At 60.6% G+C, this 16,070-nt stretch carries 11 protein-coding genes; 7 read left to right on the top strand and 4 right to left on the bottom strand.

Annotated elements, in window-relative coordinates:
- Window positions 1-17: 17 nt before the first annotated feature.
- Window positions 18-962 carry a fructose-1,6-bisphosphatase gene (locus HPY65_01700; GenBank protein NPU83173.1) on the bottom strand — a complete coding sequence of 315 codons (945 nt, stop codon included), beginning with the start codon at window positions 960-962 and terminating at the stop codon, window positions 18-20.
- Between the two features lie 362 nt (window positions 963-1,324).
- Here HPY65_01700 and HPY65_01695 point away from each other — a divergent pair, with 362 nt between their 5' ends.
- The 3 genes from HPY65_01695 (at window position 1,325) to HPY65_01685 (ending at window position 3,212) form a co-directional block, all read left to right on the top strand.
- Complete coding sequence (locus tag HPY65_01695) at window positions 1,325-2,164, top strand: MBL fold metallo-hydrolase (GenBank protein ID NPU83172.1); 840 nt, start codon at window positions 1,325-1,327, stop codon at window positions 2,162-2,164.
- An 85-nt stretch (window positions 2,165-2,249) separates the two neighbouring features.
- Entirely contained in the window at window positions 2,250-2,654 is a 405-nt protein-coding gene (locus tag HPY65_01690; GenBank protein ID NPU83171.1) for a hypothetical protein, read from the top strand.
- A gap of 159 nt (window positions 2,655-2,813) precedes the next feature.
- Entirely contained in the window at window positions 2,814-3,212 is a 399-nt protein-coding gene (locus HPY65_01685) for a hypothetical protein (protein ID NPU83170.1), read from the top strand.
- Window position 3,213: 1 nt separating this feature from the next.
- Here HPY65_01685 and HPY65_01680 read toward each other — a convergent pair whose 3' ends face one another.
- Complete coding sequence (locus HPY65_01680; protein ID NPU83169.1) at window positions 3,214-4,131, bottom strand: amidohydrolase family protein; 918 nt, start codon at window positions 4,129-4,131, stop codon at window positions 3,214-3,216.
- A gap of 351 nt (window positions 4,132-4,482) precedes the next feature.
- On the opposite strand from HPY65_01680, the gene carB reads away from it, so the two are divergent.
- Entirely contained in the window at window positions 4,483-7,683 is a 3,201-nt protein-coding gene (carB, locus tag HPY65_01675) for a carbamoyl-phosphate synthase large subunit (protein NPU83168.1), read from the top strand.
- A gap of 52 nt (window positions 7,684-7,735) precedes the next feature.
- The gene (locus tag HPY65_01670; protein NPU83167.1) at window positions 7,736-9,118 is read left to right on the top strand and encodes an amidophosphoribosyltransferase; all 1,383 of its coding nucleotides are present in this window, start codon (window positions 7,736-7,738) and stop codon (window positions 9,116-9,118) included.
- A gap of 103 nt (window positions 9,119-9,221) precedes the next feature.
- Here HPY65_01670 and HPY65_01665 read toward each other — a convergent pair whose 3' ends face one another.
- Window positions 9,222-10,421: an aminopeptidase gene (locus HPY65_01665; protein NPU83166.1), complete on the bottom strand. Its 1,200-nt coding sequence runs from the start codon at window positions 10,419-10,421 to the stop codon at window positions 9,222-9,224.
- Between the two features lie 402 nt (window positions 10,422-10,823).
- Between HPY65_01665 and HPY65_01660 the strand changes: the two genes are divergently transcribed.
- Together HPY65_01660 and gdhA are read left to right on the top strand one after the other, a co-directional pair.
- Window positions 10,824-11,924, top strand: coding sequence for a DUF128 domain-containing protein (locus HPY65_01660; protein NPU83165.1), 1,101 nt, complete (start codon window positions 10,824-10,826; stop codon window positions 11,922-11,924).
- A gap of 18 nt (window positions 11,925-11,942) precedes the next feature.
- Window positions 11,943-13,298 (top strand): NADP-specific glutamate dehydrogenase, encoded by a 1,356-nt coding sequence (gene gdhA, locus HPY65_01655; GenBank protein ID NPU83164.1) that lies wholly within the window; start codon window positions 11,943-11,945, stop codon window positions 13,296-13,298.
- Between the two features lie 104 nt (window positions 13,299-13,402).
- On the opposite strand, the gene HPY65_01650 is transcribed toward gdhA, so the two are convergent.
- Window positions 13,403-15,994: a phosphoenolpyruvate synthase gene (locus tag HPY65_01650; GenBank protein NPU83163.1), complete on the bottom strand. Its 2,592-nt coding sequence runs from the start codon at window positions 15,992-15,994 to the stop codon at window positions 13,403-13,405.
- Window positions 15,995-16,070 lie beyond the last annotated feature (76 nt).

Raw genomic sequence — 16,070 nt, 5'->3', positions numbered from 1 at the left:
GTGGGGATTGGCCTGCTTCAGGACCCCTGTTCCAGGAATTCCGCCGCCTTTCGAATCTCGAAGGAGCTCCCGATATAAATGGGAGAACACTGGTCCAGTTCCTCCACCGGAATCGAGAGGATGTCCCGATGGCCGTCGGTCGCCATGCCGCCGGCCTGGGTAGCGATGAACGCCATGGGCTGCAGTTCGAACAGAAGCCTCAACTTCCCGTGGGGGTTCTTTCTCAGGGCGGGATACGTGAAGACGCCGCCCTTCTTGATGAGCACCTGATTGATGTCGGGAACGAAGCCTCCGCTGTAGCGAAGCTTGTACCCTCTCTCCTCCAGGAACTCCACGAACCGCAGGTGCCCGTCCGTCCAGTCCTTGCGCAGTCCGCCCAGGCTGTAGATCGACCCCTGCTCGTTGAGCCGGATGTTCTCCTGGGAAAGGACGTATTCCCCTTCCCGATTCAGGACAAACTCATGGGTGCCCTTGCCGGCGGAATAGACCATGGTGATCAGGGGGCCGTAGGTGATGTAGAGGGCCGCCACCATGGAACGTGCTCCTTCCGTCAGAAACGTCTCCCGGTGAATGCCGATGATCGTACCGATGGAAAGATTTGTGTCCACAAGGGAGGATCCGTCCAGGGGATCCGCCGTCACGAAATATTTTCCATTGCCCTCACCGATCTCGACGATGGCCTCCTGCTCCTCCGAGGCGTACTGACGGACAAACCCGGAATGGTGAAGCTGGTTTTTGAGAATCTCGTCGGCGCTCCGGTCCAGAGCGAGCTGCTCCTCTCCGTATACGTTCCTGAGTCCCGCCAGTTTGCGGTTGGATTCATGAATTTTCGCCGAGATGTATTTCCCGGTCACGGCGATCTGCCAGATCAGCCTCCGCAACTCCGTTTCCACGCCGGCAAGCCACATATGACGTCGCAGATCCACTACGAATTTCGTGTAGTCCGAAATGCCCTCTGCCATTCGTTGTTCACCTCGCTTCCTTTCAAATATTCATCTTGTAGCAATGAACGCTGTTTTTGACAAGTACAAAATCAGCCCCCCGAATTTGGATCTCATTGGAATCCATCAGGAATCACCTATTGCGCCCGCGGCCCGCCCGGATCTTCAAACTCCGCCCGCCATGGTGTTGCCGACGAAGACAGATGCGGAGATATCCAGTTCTTCCTGACACCGAACGCCGGGAAAGGAGAGAATCCGGGACCCGGCGGGATCAAAGCTTGACAACCCCTCTGATAACCATTATTTACTCTTCTTAATGTACTGCCCTGCAGGAACGGCAGCCTTTTCGGGCCGGTCCCGGAAAGGGAGGGTGGAGGGAACCAATGATCATCCGGTGCTGGGGGGCACGGGGATCGATCCCCGTGTCCGGAAGCGAGTATCTCAAGTACGGCGGTGATACAACGTGCATCGAGATCCGGACGAAGAACAACGACGTCATCATCATCGACGCCGGTTCGGGCATCCGGCGGCTGGGCAACCAGCTCATGGCCGAAGGCGTGAGTTCCTTCACCATGATCTTCACCCACGCCCACTGGGACCATCTCATGGGATTCCCTTTCTTCAAGCCGATCTACTTCCGGAAAACCTCCATTGCCATGTACGGGTGCTCCTATGCCCAGTCCTCCCTTCAGGAAATCATCTCCCGGGTCATGGAGCCTCCCCATTTTCCGGTCAATTTCGGAGACATCCGGGCGGAGATCCTCTATCATGAGGCCTGCATGGACGAGTTCCGGATCGACTCCATCACCATCAAGACCATTCCAATCAGCCACCCGAACCAGGGAGAGGGCTTCAAGTTCGAGGAGGACGGCAAAACCTTTGTCTTCCTCACGGACAACGAACTCCTGTACAAGCATCCCGGCGGGTGCGACTTTGAAGACTATCTCGCTTTTTCCCGGGGGGCGGACCTCCTGATCCATGATGCCGAATACACGGAAACGGATTACCTCCGCACGCGGGCCTGGGGCCACTCTGTCTATACGGACGCCCTGAGGCTGGCCCTGGAGGCCGGTGTGCAGCGGCTCGGCCTGTTCCACCACAATCAGGAACGGTCCGACGACCAGGTGGACGCCATCGTGCAGGACTGCCGGCGTTTCGTCAAACGGGAGGGTCAAGAGATGGACTGCTTCGCCCTTCACCAGAACATGGAAATCAAGGTTTAGATTCCTTCATCCCCGTCCATCCAAGGAGCGCCGGTCGATCCACCGCCGGCGGCAGCGACACACTTCAACAGGAAGGAGACCAACCATGAAACGGAACGCAAAAAAAACCGGGGGCAGCCTGCTCCCGCCGGCGGTATTCTGGCTGATCCTGGCCTGGATTTGGATTCTTCCCTGCGGAGTGGCCCAGGCCCATTCACCCAGCGATCTCAAGTTCAGCTACGAGGCAGCGACCCAGACGCTCCAGGTGACCATTACCCATCCCTCTCCTTTCCCGACGTCCCATTACATCAAAAACGTGGAAATCAAGAAGGAGAACAAGGTTCTTCTCTCCCAGAACTACAAGAGCCAGCCGGACGCCCCGGCCTTTTCTTACAGTTACCGCATCCAGGCCTTTCCCGGAGACGTCCTGGACGTGAAGGTGACCTGCAACCTCTGGGGTTCGAAAGCCGTGAAATTCACCGTCCCGGCGGCAAAACCGGCAGCAAAATAAGGGCGGCGGACGAACGCATTCCCGGAACATGCGTGTGGAACGTAGAACGACAAAAAGCCGTGCGCGGACAGGACCGGGAATCCGTCTCCAGGCATCCCGTTTGTCCGAAGCAGCGGGGAAAAACCTGATCCTTTCCTTCGTCGGAGGCATCCACTCCCGATGAATCCTCTGCTGATCCACGGTCTGCTCATGGGAACGGGATTCGGGCTCATGACCTTGGCCGGCATCGTGTCCCGTTTCCTGAAGCGGAAGCGCTGGTGGCTGAAGGGACACCGAGCCTTGGGCATCGCCGGGGCCGTGATGCTGGTCCCGGGTGCGGCGGCGGCGTACTTCCTCGTGGAGGCATCCACCGGGGTCCATCTCCAGGAACCGCACACCTGGCTGGGCGCCGCCGTGCTCGTTCTCTCCTTCACCGCCCCGATCGTCGGCATTCTGGCATTCCGAATCCGCGCTCACGCCGCCCGGCTCCGGATGGTTCACCGCTGGAGCGGACGACTCGCCCTGGCCGCGGCCTTATTGACCGTCCTTACAGGCCTTCGCCTGGTCGGGATCCTCTAATTTAACGGTCCCCTTCGCGTTCCGGCAATTCATCCGGGCAGGTACGCCGGATCAGATCCAGCCCGTTCTCCCGGAAGATTCCCTCGTAAAACGCCTCCGAAAGCCCCAGCGACCGAAGCTGCCCGATCTCGTCCTCCCGCGGGAAAAGCAGGTTCGGGAAATCCGATCCGTAAAGGACTCGCTTCCGCAGACCCTCCAGGCGCTCCTTTTCGATATCGCACATGGAGCCCAGGCGCGGGAGGAAGGCAAAGGCCGTATCCATGAGCAGTCCCGGATGGTCCTCCAGGAGAGAGGCGAATCCGCCGTATTCCAGCGCCCCCATGTGGGCCACCGTAGCGGGAAGGTCCGGGTACCGCCGGAGAACCTTCACAAACCCTTCCAGGCCGACGAACTCGTTGCCTACGGGCCCGTTCCCCACGTGCAGGAGCAGGTGCTTCCCCCGCTCCATCACGAGCTCATACAGGGGGAAAAGGCGTTCGTCATGGGGATGGAAACGCTGGACGAGAAGCTGGAGCTTGAATCCAAGGACTCTCGGGTGGCTCAGGATGTCCGAAGCCATGGTCAGGGCGTTGTCGTCGCCCGGATGGAACGGCGCGAAGCAGTAAAGATCAGGATCTTCATCGAGGACGCTTCGGTTCCAGTCGTTGAGGCCCCGGGCTACCCCAGGCCGGTGTGCGTAATTGGAGAAGACGATGGGCCCGACGCCCCGCCGGCGGAGATGATCCACCGCCTCCCTCCAGTAGATCCTGTGAAGGACGGGCCATCCGTAGTCGGTAACGAAGCGCTCCCAGATGGCATCGAACAGGCGGTCCGGGAAAAGGTGGACATGGAAATCGACGATGGCGCCGGGGACGGGTGTGGCGTCGTTCTTCCCTTCCCCTCTTTCCCTGGCCGACTGTGGACCGTCATCCCTGACCATATGGCCTCCCGGCAGGTTCGCTTGCCCGCTTCCCGATCGAGGCATCTAACACAGCCACAACAGGCCTGACAAGGCGTGAAATCCGGGAACCACCGCCGACCGGGTGCGCCGCCGGGGGAACTCGGCAAGCCGCTCCCCCCCGGGAAGCACACGCAGGTCGCGCGAAATATATATGTATATTATCAAGTACTTATTTCTGCCTTGACAACCAATGGGCTCTCCCCTATATATCGCCAACCGGTTGACCGATCTCCACAGCAATCCTCCCGGAAATCTGTACGTTATCGTCGACGGACCATCCCAACAGCAAGCCGTCCGGAACCGGGCGCGGCGGAAAGACAAGAGGAAAACATGCCGAAGAGAAGCGACATCCAGAAAATAATGATCATCGGCTCCGGCCCCATCATCATCGGCCAGGCCTGCGAGTTCGACTATTCCGGCACCCAGGCATGCAAGGCCCTCCGGGGGCTCGGCTACGAGATCGTTCTGGTAAACTCCAACCCAGCCACCATCATGACCGATCCGGGAATGGCCGATGTCACGTACATCGAGCCGCTGAATCCCGAGTCCATGATCGAAATCATAGAAAACGAGCGGCCCGACGCGATCCTGCCCAACCTGGGCGGACAGACCGGGCTGAACCTGACTTCCGAACTGGCCCGCCGGGGAGTCCTCGACAAATACGGCGTCAAGGTAATCGGGGTCCAGGTGGACGCCATCGAGCGGGGAGAGGACCGGATCGCCTTCAAGGAAACGATGAACCGGCTCGGCATCGACATGCCCAGAAGCGAACCGGCCTACACCGTCGAAGAAGCGGAAAAGATCGCGGCCCAACTCGGTTATCCCGTCGTCATCCGCCCGGCCTATACCATGGGCGGCACCGGCGGCGGCCTCGTTTACAACCTGGAGGAGCTCCGCGTCGTGGCCGGTCGCGGCATCGCCGCCAGCCTGGTGGGTCAGATCCTTATCGAGGAATCCGTTGTGGGTTGGGAGGAACTGGAACTGGAGGTGGTGAGGGACGCCAAGAACCGGATGATCACCGTCTGCTTCATCGAAAACGTGGATGCCATGGGCGTGCATACGGGAGACTCCTACTGCACGGCCCCCATGCTCACCATCTCTCCCGAGCTCCAGGCAAGGCTCCAGAAGCACAGCTACGACATCGTCGAGGCCATCCAGGTCATCGGCGGCACGAACATCCAATTCGCTCATAACCCCGAGACGGGGCGGGTCGTGGTCATCGAGATCAACCCCCGGACGTCCCGCTCCTCCGCCCTGGCCTCCAAGGCCACAGGCTTTCCCATCGCCTTCGTATCCTCGCTTCTGGCGGGAGGCCTGACTCTCGACGAGATCCCCTACTGGCGGGAGGGGACCCTGGACAAGTACACCCCATGGGGGGACTACGTGGTCGTCAAGTTCGCCCGCTGGGACTTCGAGAAATTCAAGGGGTCCGTCGACCGGCTGGGGACCCAGATGCGGGCCGTGGGAGAGGTCATGAGCATCGGGAAGAATTACAAGGAGGCCTTCCAGAAGGCCATCCGGTCCCTGGAAAAAGGCCGCTACGGGCTGGGTTTCGTAAAGGACTTCAACCGGAAATCCCTCGACGAGCTGATGGAGCTTCTGGCGGAGCCTTCCAGCGAACGCCAGTTCATTCTCTACGAGGCCCTGCGGAAGGGAGCCCCCGTGGAAACCCTGTTCCGAAAAACCTACATCAAGCCCTGGTTCCTGTCCCAGATGAAGGAACTGGTCGACCTGGAGGAGAAGATCCTGAAATACAGGGGCGGGCCCCTGCCGGATGAGATCCTGAAGCAGGCCAAGAAAGACGGCTTCGCCGACCGCTACCTGGCCCAGATCCTCGGTGTTCCCGAGGCGGACATCCGCCGGCAGCGGATCGGAATCGGCATGGCCGAGGCCTGGCACGCCGTTCCCGTGAGCGGCGTAGAAAACGCCGCCTACTATTACTCGACCTACAACGCCTCCGATGAGGTCCCTGTCAGCAATCGCAGGAAGATCATGGTCCTCGGAGGAGGACCGAACCGGATCGGCCAGGGGATCGAGTTCGATTACTGCTGCGTCCACACCGCCTTCACCCTCCGGGATGAAGGATTCGAATCCATCATGGTGAACTGCAACCCCGAGACGGTCTCTACGGACTACGACACGTCCGACAAGCTCTACTTCGAGCCTCTGACGGTCGAGGACGTCCTGTCCATCTACGAAAAGGAGAAGCCTGAGGGGGTCATCGTCCAGTTCGGCGGCCAGACGCCCCTGAACATCGCCGGCGAGCTGGCGAAGGCGGGCGTGAAGATCCTCGGGACGTCGCCGGAGACGATCGACCTGGCGGAGGACCGGGACCGGTTCCGCCAGATGATGGTCAAACTGGGCATTCCCATGCCCGAGTCCGGCATGGCCAGCACGATCGAGGAGGCCCTGGTCGTGGCGGATCGCATCGGCTACCCCCTGATGGTCCGGCCTTCCTACGTCCTGGGCGGGCGCGGCATGGAGATCGTCCACGACGAGGAAATGCTCCGGAGATATGTCTCCGCCGCAGTCGGGGTCACACCGGAGCGTCCCATCCTCATCGACAAGTTCCTGGAGAACGCCATCGAGGCCGAGGCCGACGCCATCTCCGACGGAACCGATGCATACGTCCCGGCCGTGATGGAACACATCGAGCTGGCGGGAATTCATTCCGGCGACTCGGCCTGCGTCATCCCGCCCATCAGCATCCCCGCCCGGCACCTGGACACCATTGAGGAATACACGCGGAAAATCGCGGTGGAATTCAACGTGGTGGGCCTCATGAACATCCAGTACGCCATTGCCGGGGACACGGTCTATGTCCTCGAGGCGAATCCCCGGGCCTCCCGGACGGTCCCCCTCGTGTCGAAAGTCTGCGGTGTCTCGATGGCCCGCCTGGCGACCCAGGTCATGCTGGGCAAGAAGCTGTCCGACCTGAACCTGACGACCCGGCGGTTTCCTCATTTCGGCGTCAAAGAGGCCGTGTTCCCCTTCAACATGTTCCAGGAGGTGGATCCCGTCCTTGGACCCGAGATGCGCTCCACCGGAGAGGTTCTGGGGCTGGCGGATTCCTTCGGCCTGGCCTTCTACAAGGCCGAGGAGGCGGCCCAGCAGGTCCTTCCCAACGCCGGCAGCGTCCTGATCACGGTGGAAGCCCAGGACAAGGGGGGCATTCTCCAGACGGCCAGGACGTTCCAGGAGCTTGGATTCAAGATCTTCGCCACGAAGGGAACTCATGAGTTCCTGTCCCGACAGGGGATCGCCACGGAACCGATCCTGAAGATGCACGAAGGGCGGCCCAACATAGTGGACGCTGTCAAGAACGGGGAGATTCAGCTCATCATCAACACACCCAGCGGGAAAATGAGCGCTCACGACGATTCATACATCCGGAAAGCCGCCATCAAGTACAAGATTCCCTACATTACCACCACGGCGGCGGCGGCAGCGGCGGTCAAGGGCATCATGGCTTTCCGGAAGGGCCATGGACGGGCCAGGTCGCTGCAGAGCTATCACAAGGATATTCAGTAGGCGGGATCGCATCCTGCAGTGCCGGCATCCCCGGCGGCGAGAGGAAAGCTTCATGGAAGACGAAATTCGCGACAATTGCGGCGTGTTCGGGATCGTATCCCGGGGACCCTGCGTATATGATATCTTCAACGGCCTGGATTTCATCCAGCACCGGGGCCAGGAATACTGCGGCATTGCCACGCACGACGGGAAGATCCACCAGGTCACCCACCATGGCAAGGCCGGGGTTTCCTTCACCGCGCAGGACCTGGAATACCTGAAGGGCAACCGGGGGATCGGCCACGTCAGCCTCTGGGAGCGGCAGCCCATGAGCTGGCAGTCCCGGGTGGGCGACATCTCCCTGGCATTCAGCGGCAATGTCATCAATGCCGATGAACTCATCGGCGAGCTGAAGCGGCAGGGTCACTCCTTCTATCGAAGCTACAACATCGAGGTGATCGCCAAGATCATCATGGAGTCCGACGATATTCTGTCGGGCCTCTGCAACCTGGCGGAGAGAATCCGGGGCGCGTACGCCCTGGTCATCCTGTCGGCGGAGGGGATCTATGCCACCCGGGACGTCTACGGCTTTCGGCCCCTCATGCTCGGCAAGGACGAGGGACGAACCGTCGTCTGCTCCGAATCGCGGGCCGTCGTGAACCTGGAGATGGACATCATCCGGGATGTGAAGCCCGGGGAGATCGTTCTGATCGACAACCAGGGCGTCGTCCAGAGCCTCAAGCAGCTTCCCTCCCCCCGGAAGGCTTACTGCGCCTTCGAATGGGCCTATACGGCCAGCATCGATTCCGTCATGGACGGGCTTTATGTCCAGGAGGCCCGGAACAATCTCGGCCGCAGCCTCGCCCGGCGAGACCGCGAAGAGGGCGGACTGGAGGCGGACCTCGTCGCCCCCGTTCCCATGTCCGGCATCGGACACGCCGTCGGATATCACCAGGAATCCGGCCTCCCCTATCAGGAGGTGTTCCTCTACAACCGCTATGCCGACCGGAGCTACACCCAATCCACCCAGGACGCGCGGAAGAAAATGGCCAAGCGCAAGCTCTCCGTCCTGCGGTATGCCGTGGCGGGAAAGCGGATCATCATCTGCGACGACTCCATCGTCCGGGGAACCCAGATCCTCTATAAAGTGATGGATCTGAAGGAGGCCGGGGCCAGGGAGGTCCACGTGCGGATTGCCTGCCCGCCCCTGATGTACCCCTGCGACTTCGGCATCTCCACGCGTTCCTCCGAGGAACTGGCGGCGCGCCATTTCTTCCGGTCGGGAGACATCGACTCGCTCGACAAGCTGCGGGAGCTGGAACAGTGGGTGGCCGACGAGATCGGCGCCGATTCGGTCAAGTACAACAGCACCGCCGCCTTTGTCGCCGCTCTGGGATTGCCCCGGGCGGACCTGTGCCTGAAGTGCTTCGACGGAGCCATGCCGCTCTCCGACTGAGACGGCATCCCCGCATGCAGCCAGGCGGACGGAAGGACCTCTCGCTTCCGGAACCGGAATGGGGCCCGTACAGGCCCCATTCCGGCCGGGCCTTGAAGCATCGTCAGACCTTGAAGACCCCCCCCTCGTAAACAACCAGAGACTTCCCCGTCTTCAGCCTCGCCGTTACGGTTTTGTCCTCCGTGTTCACCAGGTCCCAGTGGAGGGCCGAGTCGTTCAGCCCCAGGTCCTTCTTCTTCTCCTTCGTCAGTTCCGCCGGATTTCCCGAATAGGTGTCCGAATAGGACGAACCGACAGCCACATGGCAGTTTCCGAAGGCCCCTCCGTGGTTCTCGTCGAAGAGCGTATCCGCCATGAAGCGGCCGATCCGGGAAAACCGGCGATCCGTCAGGGAGAACTCGCCCACCCGGCTCGCTCCCCGGTCCATGGCCAGCTGCTTCCGGGCGAATTCCTCTCCTGAATCGGCCTGAATGCCGACGGCAACGCCCTTCCGGAAAGTTAGACGCACGCCCTCCACGTAGTTTCCGCTGCGGTAGGATGGCAGGTTGGCGTAGTACGTCCCCTCGGTTCCATGCCAGTCCGGGGAAATAAAGATCTCATAGCTTGGGATGTTATGCCCCGAGATGCCCACCCATTTCCGCTGCTCCCCCGGCGTGACGGTCAGATCCATGCTTGCCGACTCGATGCGGAACGATTTCACGGGCAGGCCGCCCAGCCACGTCTTGATGTGGCCGATCTCCCGGTGAATCCAGTCCCATTTCCGGGCGGGCTCTTCCTCATCGAGCCAGCAGGCCCGGACGATCTCCTTCTCATAGGTCTTCGGCGCCGTCTTCGCCTGGATCGCCAGTTCCTTTGTGGGATACGTGCAGAGGGTCCAGCTGTAATGCCCTTCCTCCTCCCGGCGGTCCAAAATATCCTTCAGGGATTTGCGGGCCACGAGGACCTTGCCGATCCGGAGGGGATCGATCTCCTTCAGGTGCGTCAGCGATTCGGGAGCCCGCAGGAAAATCCGGCCGTTGACCCGCTCCAGGAGCTCCCGCTCCCCCGGAGCGATAAAGGACAGCTGGCGTCCGGACGATTTCTCGTAGAACATCCGCTCCATGCGAAACGTCAGGCCCATCCGCTGCACGGGGAACATCCCCCGCTCCAGGATGCGGGCGTACAAAAGCTCCGCCAGAGGCAATGCCGGTGCGTCATACTGGATCAGGACGATGTCTCCCTTCCGGAATTTCTCCTTCCGGGCGGTTTCCAGCCCCCACAGAAGGACATCTGCATACCGCTCCAACTGGACATCCGTCAGCATTTTCCTTCTCTCCTTACAGGGGAAAACCCGCCCTGCAGTCCGGGTTTTCCGGTTATGCGGCATCCGTTGACGCCGGAGACATAAAAGATCTTTTGCCCCTCGCTGCGGCAATCTTACCCTCGAAAATCCGCGCCAGCGTAGCAGAAGCAAAGGGGTTTCGCAATCCGGACGATCCCGTTTTCGGGTTGCCCTTCCTTCACCCGGGATGCGCGGCCTTAAGACCCGGCCGGGTTCGCCGGCCGGGCCCCGGATGGAGCGGACGATGTCCTGTCGGACGCGCCGTCCGGACGGTGGGTTCCCATGGATGAAGAAGACACAGGGCCAAACGAAAAGGTCCAATTTTGTGTTGACAAGATTGTCGCATCCCGTGTAGGTGCATCGGCAAAGGATGGCCGATTGCCGATGGTTTCACCGTTCACCACACCTGCCGATGTCGAGCGCAAGACCCTGATGATTCTCCGCATCCTTCACGAGGCGGGTCAGCCTGTGGGTTCGCGTCTCATCTCGCGGCGGATGCAGGATCGCGGTCTCCCCTCGAGCGAGCGGGCCGTCCGTTATCACTTCAAGCTCATGGACGAGCGGGGGCTGACAAGGCTGATCGGCAAACGGGATGGGCGAGTCATTACGGACAAGGGCATCGAAGAGATCGGCAGAGCCCGGGTCCGTGACAAGGTGGGGCTGGCCAATTCCCGCATCGAGATTCTGGCCTTCCAGACCACGTTCGAGCCGGAAACCGGCCGGGGGCTCCTGCCGGTGAACATCTCGCTCCTGTCGGAGGAGACATTTCCCGACGCACTCCGGATCATGGAACCGGTGTTCAACGCGGGTTACACGGTCAGCCGGCGCGTGGCCGTGGCCGGGCCGGGACAGCGCCTCGCCGGACTCCTTGTCCCCGAGGGGCGCGTAGGGCTGGCCACGGTGTGCAGCATCGTGGTCAACGGCGTTCTCCTGAAGAACGGCATTCCCATGGACTCCAAATTCGGCGGCATCCTGCAGGTGAAAAACCGCCACCCTCTCCGGTTTGTGGAGCTGATTCATTACTCCGGGTCGTCCCTGGACCCCTCGGAGGTCTTCATCCGGGGGAAGATGACCTCCGTCCGGAGCGTCGTCGACGAGGGTGAAGGAATGATCCTGGCCAATTTCCGGGAGATCCCGGCACCCTGCCTGCCCCTGATGGAGAGGCGGCTGGCCGGGCTGGCCCGGGCGGACATCGGCGGGATCCTCGTGAAGGGTGATATCAGCGAGCCCGTCTGCCAGACTCCCGTGGAGATGAACCGGGTCGGAATCGTTCTCATCGGTGGCCTCAATCCGGTGGCCTGCGTCGGGGAAGCGGGTCTGGACGTGGATAACCGCGCCATGTCCGCGGTCATGGAGTATGGGGAGATGGAACCATTCGACCAGATCCTGAAGCGTCACCAGGGCCGGCCGACCAACAGAAAAAAAGCAGAACCGCGGCGCTCCCGGGAAGGAACGCCGGGTAGAAAACAAAATCAAGAACATTAAGAGAAAGGGGTATTAGTCATGTCCGTTATTTCAGATGTCCTTGCCAAGGTAAAGCAGCTCGACCCCGACCAGCCCGAGTTCCACCAGGCCGTAGCGGAGGTCATGGAGACCCTGGAGCCGACGACAAAGCGCCATCCGGAATTTGTGAAGGCGAACATCTACGAACGCATCGTCGAGCCCGAGCGGACGATGATGTTCCGGGTCCCCTGGGTGGACGACAAGGGAAATGTCAGGGTGAACCGGGGCTTCCGGGTCCAGTTCAACAACGCCATCGGCCCGTTCAAGGGCGGCCTCCGCTTCCATCCCTCGGTCAACCTGGGAATCATCAAGTTCCTCGGTTTCGAGCAGATCTTCAAGAACTCCCTGACGACGCTGCCCATGGGCGGCGGCAAGGGCGGCTCCGACTTCGACCCCAAGGGCAAGTCGGACGGCGAGGTCATGCGATTCTGCCAGGCCTTCATGCGGGAACTCTTCCGTCACGTTGGCGCTGAGACGGACGTCCCCGCCGGCGACATCGGCGTCGGCGGCCGGGAGATCGGCTACCTCTTCGGATACTACAAGAAGATCCGGAACGAGCACACCGGCGTGCTCACCGGCAAGGCCCTGGAGTACGGCGGCAGCCTGGTCCGTCCCGAGGCCACCGGATACGGAACGACGTACTTCGCGGCGGAAATGCTGGCCACTCGCGGCCTGGACTTCAAGGGCAAGACCGTCGCCATCAGCGGCGCCGGGAACGTCGCCCAGTACGCCATCGAGAAGGTCAACCAGCTGGGCGGCAAGGTCATCAGCCTCTGCGACTCCAGCGCCACGATCATCGATGAGGCGGGAATCGACCAGAACAAATGCGATTTCGTCATGGAGCTCAAGAACGTCAAGCGCGGCCGGATCAAGGAATACGCCGACAAGTACAACACCTGCTGTGTCGAGGGGTCCAATGTCTGGGACGTGATCCGGGACCAGGGGATCAAGGTGGACATCGCCCTGCCCTGTGCCACCCAGAACGAGCTGGATGCCTCCCACGCCGCCGCCCTGGTGAAGAATGGATGCATCTGCGTGGCCGAGGGCGCCAACATGCCCTCCACACCGGACGCCGTGAAGATCTTCCAGGAAAACAACATCCTCTACGGGCCCGGCAAGGCCGCCAACGCCGGTGGCGTGGCCACGTCGGGGCTGGAGATGAGCCAGAACAGCCTGAAGCTCTCCTGGACCCGGGAAGAGGTGGACAACCGCCTCCTCATCATCATGAAGAGCATTCACAAGGCCTGCGTGGAGACCGCCGAGGCCTACGGCCGAAAGGGCGATTATGTGACGGGCGCCAACATCGCGGGATTCACCAAAGTAGCCCGGGCCATGCTGGCCTTCGGCGTTGTGTAAAAATATCACAGATTCCCGAATTGAAAAGGACAGCCGCAGATTTTTGCGGCTGTCCTTATTTTATCTCATCCCGCCGGTCTGCTCACCGCGATCGCCGACCCGACTCATTCCCGGGCGTAAACGATCAACTGCTGTGTCACGACATTCGACATGAGCCTCAGATGGCGCTCCTGCACTTCATACACCCGGACCACCTCTTCGTAGGCACCGTCCCGGGGGGACAGGTCCTTCAGGCGGTTCGGAAAGGTCTCCATCCAGGCCGTGTTGAAGAAGACTTTCTCCTTTTCAGGATAGATAGCCATGTAGAAGATCTCCATCTCCACGAGATCCTGGAAGAAATGTGTTCCAAAGGAGAGGTCGGGAATCAGGCTCCCGTCCCGGTAGGCGATCTCGGCAATGACGGTGATGTTGTTGATCTCCGAGAAGGTCACGGGAACCCCCATGGCCGGCGTCGTCGTTCCCCAGCGACCCGGTCCCAGGAGGGCCGTGGGCGTTTCCTCGCGGTTCTCCACCAGCTTGTTGAGACGGCCGATGAGGCGGGCCACGTCGTACTTTTCCGAGAGGGACAATTTTGTATACCCTTGGGGATCGATGTAAATTACACGGGAAATGGGCTGTGAGACGCTTCCTCCCATGAAGTTGCCTTCCTGGCGGAGGAGCACCCGGTCCTTCCGGATCCGCGCCGGGATGTCCACCTGGACCGTTTGGCCCCGCGTCTGAAACGGACGGCACTGAAGCAGGTTGACCTGCAGGTTTCCCTGGGCGCTGAAGTTGGCCGTGAACTCGATGTCCACCGGATACGCGTAGACTTGCTCCAGGGTCTTGAGCATCCGTGACATGGTATCGGAAAAGTCCGTCGTCGAGAGGAGTTCGTCGAAGGTCAGGATCCAGCTGTCCGTTTCCGGCCTTCCCAGGGCCCGCAGACGGTCCGCGGCCTCCATGTCCCGGGTGCCCACCAGATCCAGCCGTGCGTCGAGATCCTCCCGGACCACCTGTTCCAGCGGCAGCGACTGGAAGCGGTTCTCCTCCAGGTTGAGGGCATCCACATCATGCTGGGAGAATCGCCGGGCGTCACCAGAGCCCGAATGGGCTTTCAGCAGGGGATCGTCCAGGGCCACGATACGCGGATAATCGTTTTCCACCCGGTTGACCGCCCGGGTTCCCAGCCCCAGGACCAGCCGGAGCATCCCCGCCTTGGGATCCAGGCCCTGTTTCCAGACGAAGGTGTTGTGGGAAAGCCCGACACCGGCCAGTTCCGGGAAAAAATAGTGTTTCCTGTATGATCCGGACACCCGCTGAACCAGGAGGGCCATCTGCTCATCCTGCTGGTCCAGGCCCCGCTGAAACCGGTAGGTCAAGGCGTCAACGTTCATGGTGCTGGCGAAGATTCGGCGCACCGCCTCCTCGAAGTGCTCGTAACGCTGCTCCGGCGTTCCCTGGTTGGCGCAGAAATAGCTTTCATACTTGCCGGCAAAGGCGTTCCCGAAGGCGTCCTCCAGGAGGCTGCTGGAGCGGACGATGATGGGAGACTGTCCGAAGTACTCGAGCATTAGCTGGAACTGCTCCCGGACTTCATCAGGAAAAACGCCCCGGAGCATGACATTTCTCAGTTCCCCGGCGCTCTCGAAGTAGCCTTCCTTGGTCTTCTGGGCCATCAGGAGCTTCCACCAGCCGTTCTGGACGATATAGGAATAAAAGACATCGGAACCGATATAGAAGGAGTCGTGACGCTCCAGCTTGGCGTTCCAGTCGAAGGACCGGTCATGGCGGAGGATGTTCCGGGCCAGAAGCATGCCGACGGATTTTCCGCCGATGAACCCCGTGCCGATGAGGCGCTCCTCGATCTCCAGCAGATCCTCCAGGTTGAAGAAGTCCTTTGCCAGGGTCAGCATCCGCTTTTCCCGGCCGATAAGGACCCGGGACAACTGCTCTACCATGCTGCTCTTTGCGCCCCCTGCCTTGGGATCCTGGGCAAGTTCCCGGGCCTGCAAAAAGATGCGGTCCCAGTAATCCAGGTTCCGCTCGGCACCGGTGGATCCCTTGTGGGCCAGAAAAGAGAACAGGTTCGTGGCGTCCACGCTGTTCATGATCGGCGTAAAGCGGCCGTTGGTCTGGATATGGGGAAGGAACATGGTCGGCGAATAGCGATGCCAGGCCTTGAGGGGGTGAACGCAGAGCTTTCCCTTGTAGTTATAGATGTCCAGAAGCACCTGGGTGGTCTCCCGGATCCGGGCGATCGTCTTGAAGGAATGGCGGCTCCGGAGAATGGCGAAATAAGCAACGGTATTCAGCTCGAAGAGATAAGGACATGTAATAACGAAGAAATTCCCGATCATGAGGTCGGTTGCCCAGGCATGGAGGAGATCCGAAAGACAGTCGAAAACGTAGAAGACGTCCTGCCCCTCCTGGCGAATGATGTTATGGACCTGCGTGGAGAAAGACTCGAACCCCATGTCGGCGTTGAGCTTGTAGATGGTCACCTGGCCGGTGGCCTCCAGGAGCGGCGCATGGCGGGCGAAGCGCATGTAGACGACCCGTTCTTTATTCTCCAGGGCCGTTTTGACGAAAGGAAGGACGAAGGAACGGTAGTCCTCAATGTCATCCACCTGGAGCACGACATTGTCACCCGTCTGCAGATAGTTGAGGATGTTGTCCAGCCCCTCGATACCGGTGCTTACCCGGGAAAAAGTTACCATGGATAGAAACCCCCTTTGAGGAATAACCGACGTTTTTTATATCAAGTTTCATACCAGAAACGAACATTTTCTCCCA

The sequence above is a fragment of the Syntrophaceae bacterium genome, assembly GCA_013177825.1.
In the GTDB taxonomy this organism is placed as follows: domain Bacteria; phylum Desulfobacterota; class Syntrophia; order Syntrophales; family PHBD01; genus PHBD01.
The sequence above is the reverse complement of the archived record's forward strand: the minus strand, read 5'-3'. Positions and strand labels throughout refer to the sequence as shown.

Coding starts and splice junctions, on each gene's coding strand:
- HPY65_01700 (NPU83173.1), bottom strand. CDS start 962: ATGGCAGAGGGCATTTCGGACTACACGAAATTCGTAGTGGATCTGCGA.
- HPY65_01695 (NPU83172.1), top strand. CDS start 1,325: ATGATCATCCGGTGCTGGGGGGCACGGGGATCGATCCCCGTGTCCGGA.
- HPY65_01685 (NPU83170.1), top strand. CDS start 2,814: ATGAATCCTCTGCTGATCCACGGTCTGCTCATGGGAACGGGATTCGGG.
- carB (NPU83168.1), top strand. CDS start 4,483: ATGCCGAAGAGAAGCGACATCCAGAAAATAATGATCATCGGCTCCGGC.
- gdhA (NPU83164.1), top strand. CDS start 11,943: ATGTCCGTTATTTCAGATGTCCTTGCCAAGGTAAAGCAGCTCGACCCC.
- HPY65_01690 (NPU83171.1), top strand. CDS start 2,250: ATGAAACGGAACGCAAAAAAAACCGGGGGCAGCCTGCTCCCGCCGGCG.
- HPY65_01680 (NPU83169.1), bottom strand. CDS start 4,131: ATGGTCAGGGATGACGGTCCACAGTCGGCCAGGGAAAGAGGGGAAGGG.
- HPY65_01670 (NPU83167.1), top strand. CDS start 7,736: ATGGAAGACGAAATTCGCGACAATTGCGGCGTGTTCGGGATCGTATCC.
- HPY65_01665 (NPU83166.1), bottom strand. CDS start 10,421: ATGCTGACGGATGTCCAGTTGGAGCGGTATGCAGATGTCCTTCTGTGG.
- HPY65_01650 (NPU83163.1), bottom strand. CDS start 15,994: ATGGTAACTTTTTCCCGGGTAAGCACCGGTATCGAGGGGCTGGACAAC.
- HPY65_01660 (NPU83165.1), top strand. CDS start 10,824: ATGGTTTCACCGTTCACCACACCTGCCGATGTCGAGCGCAAGACCCTG.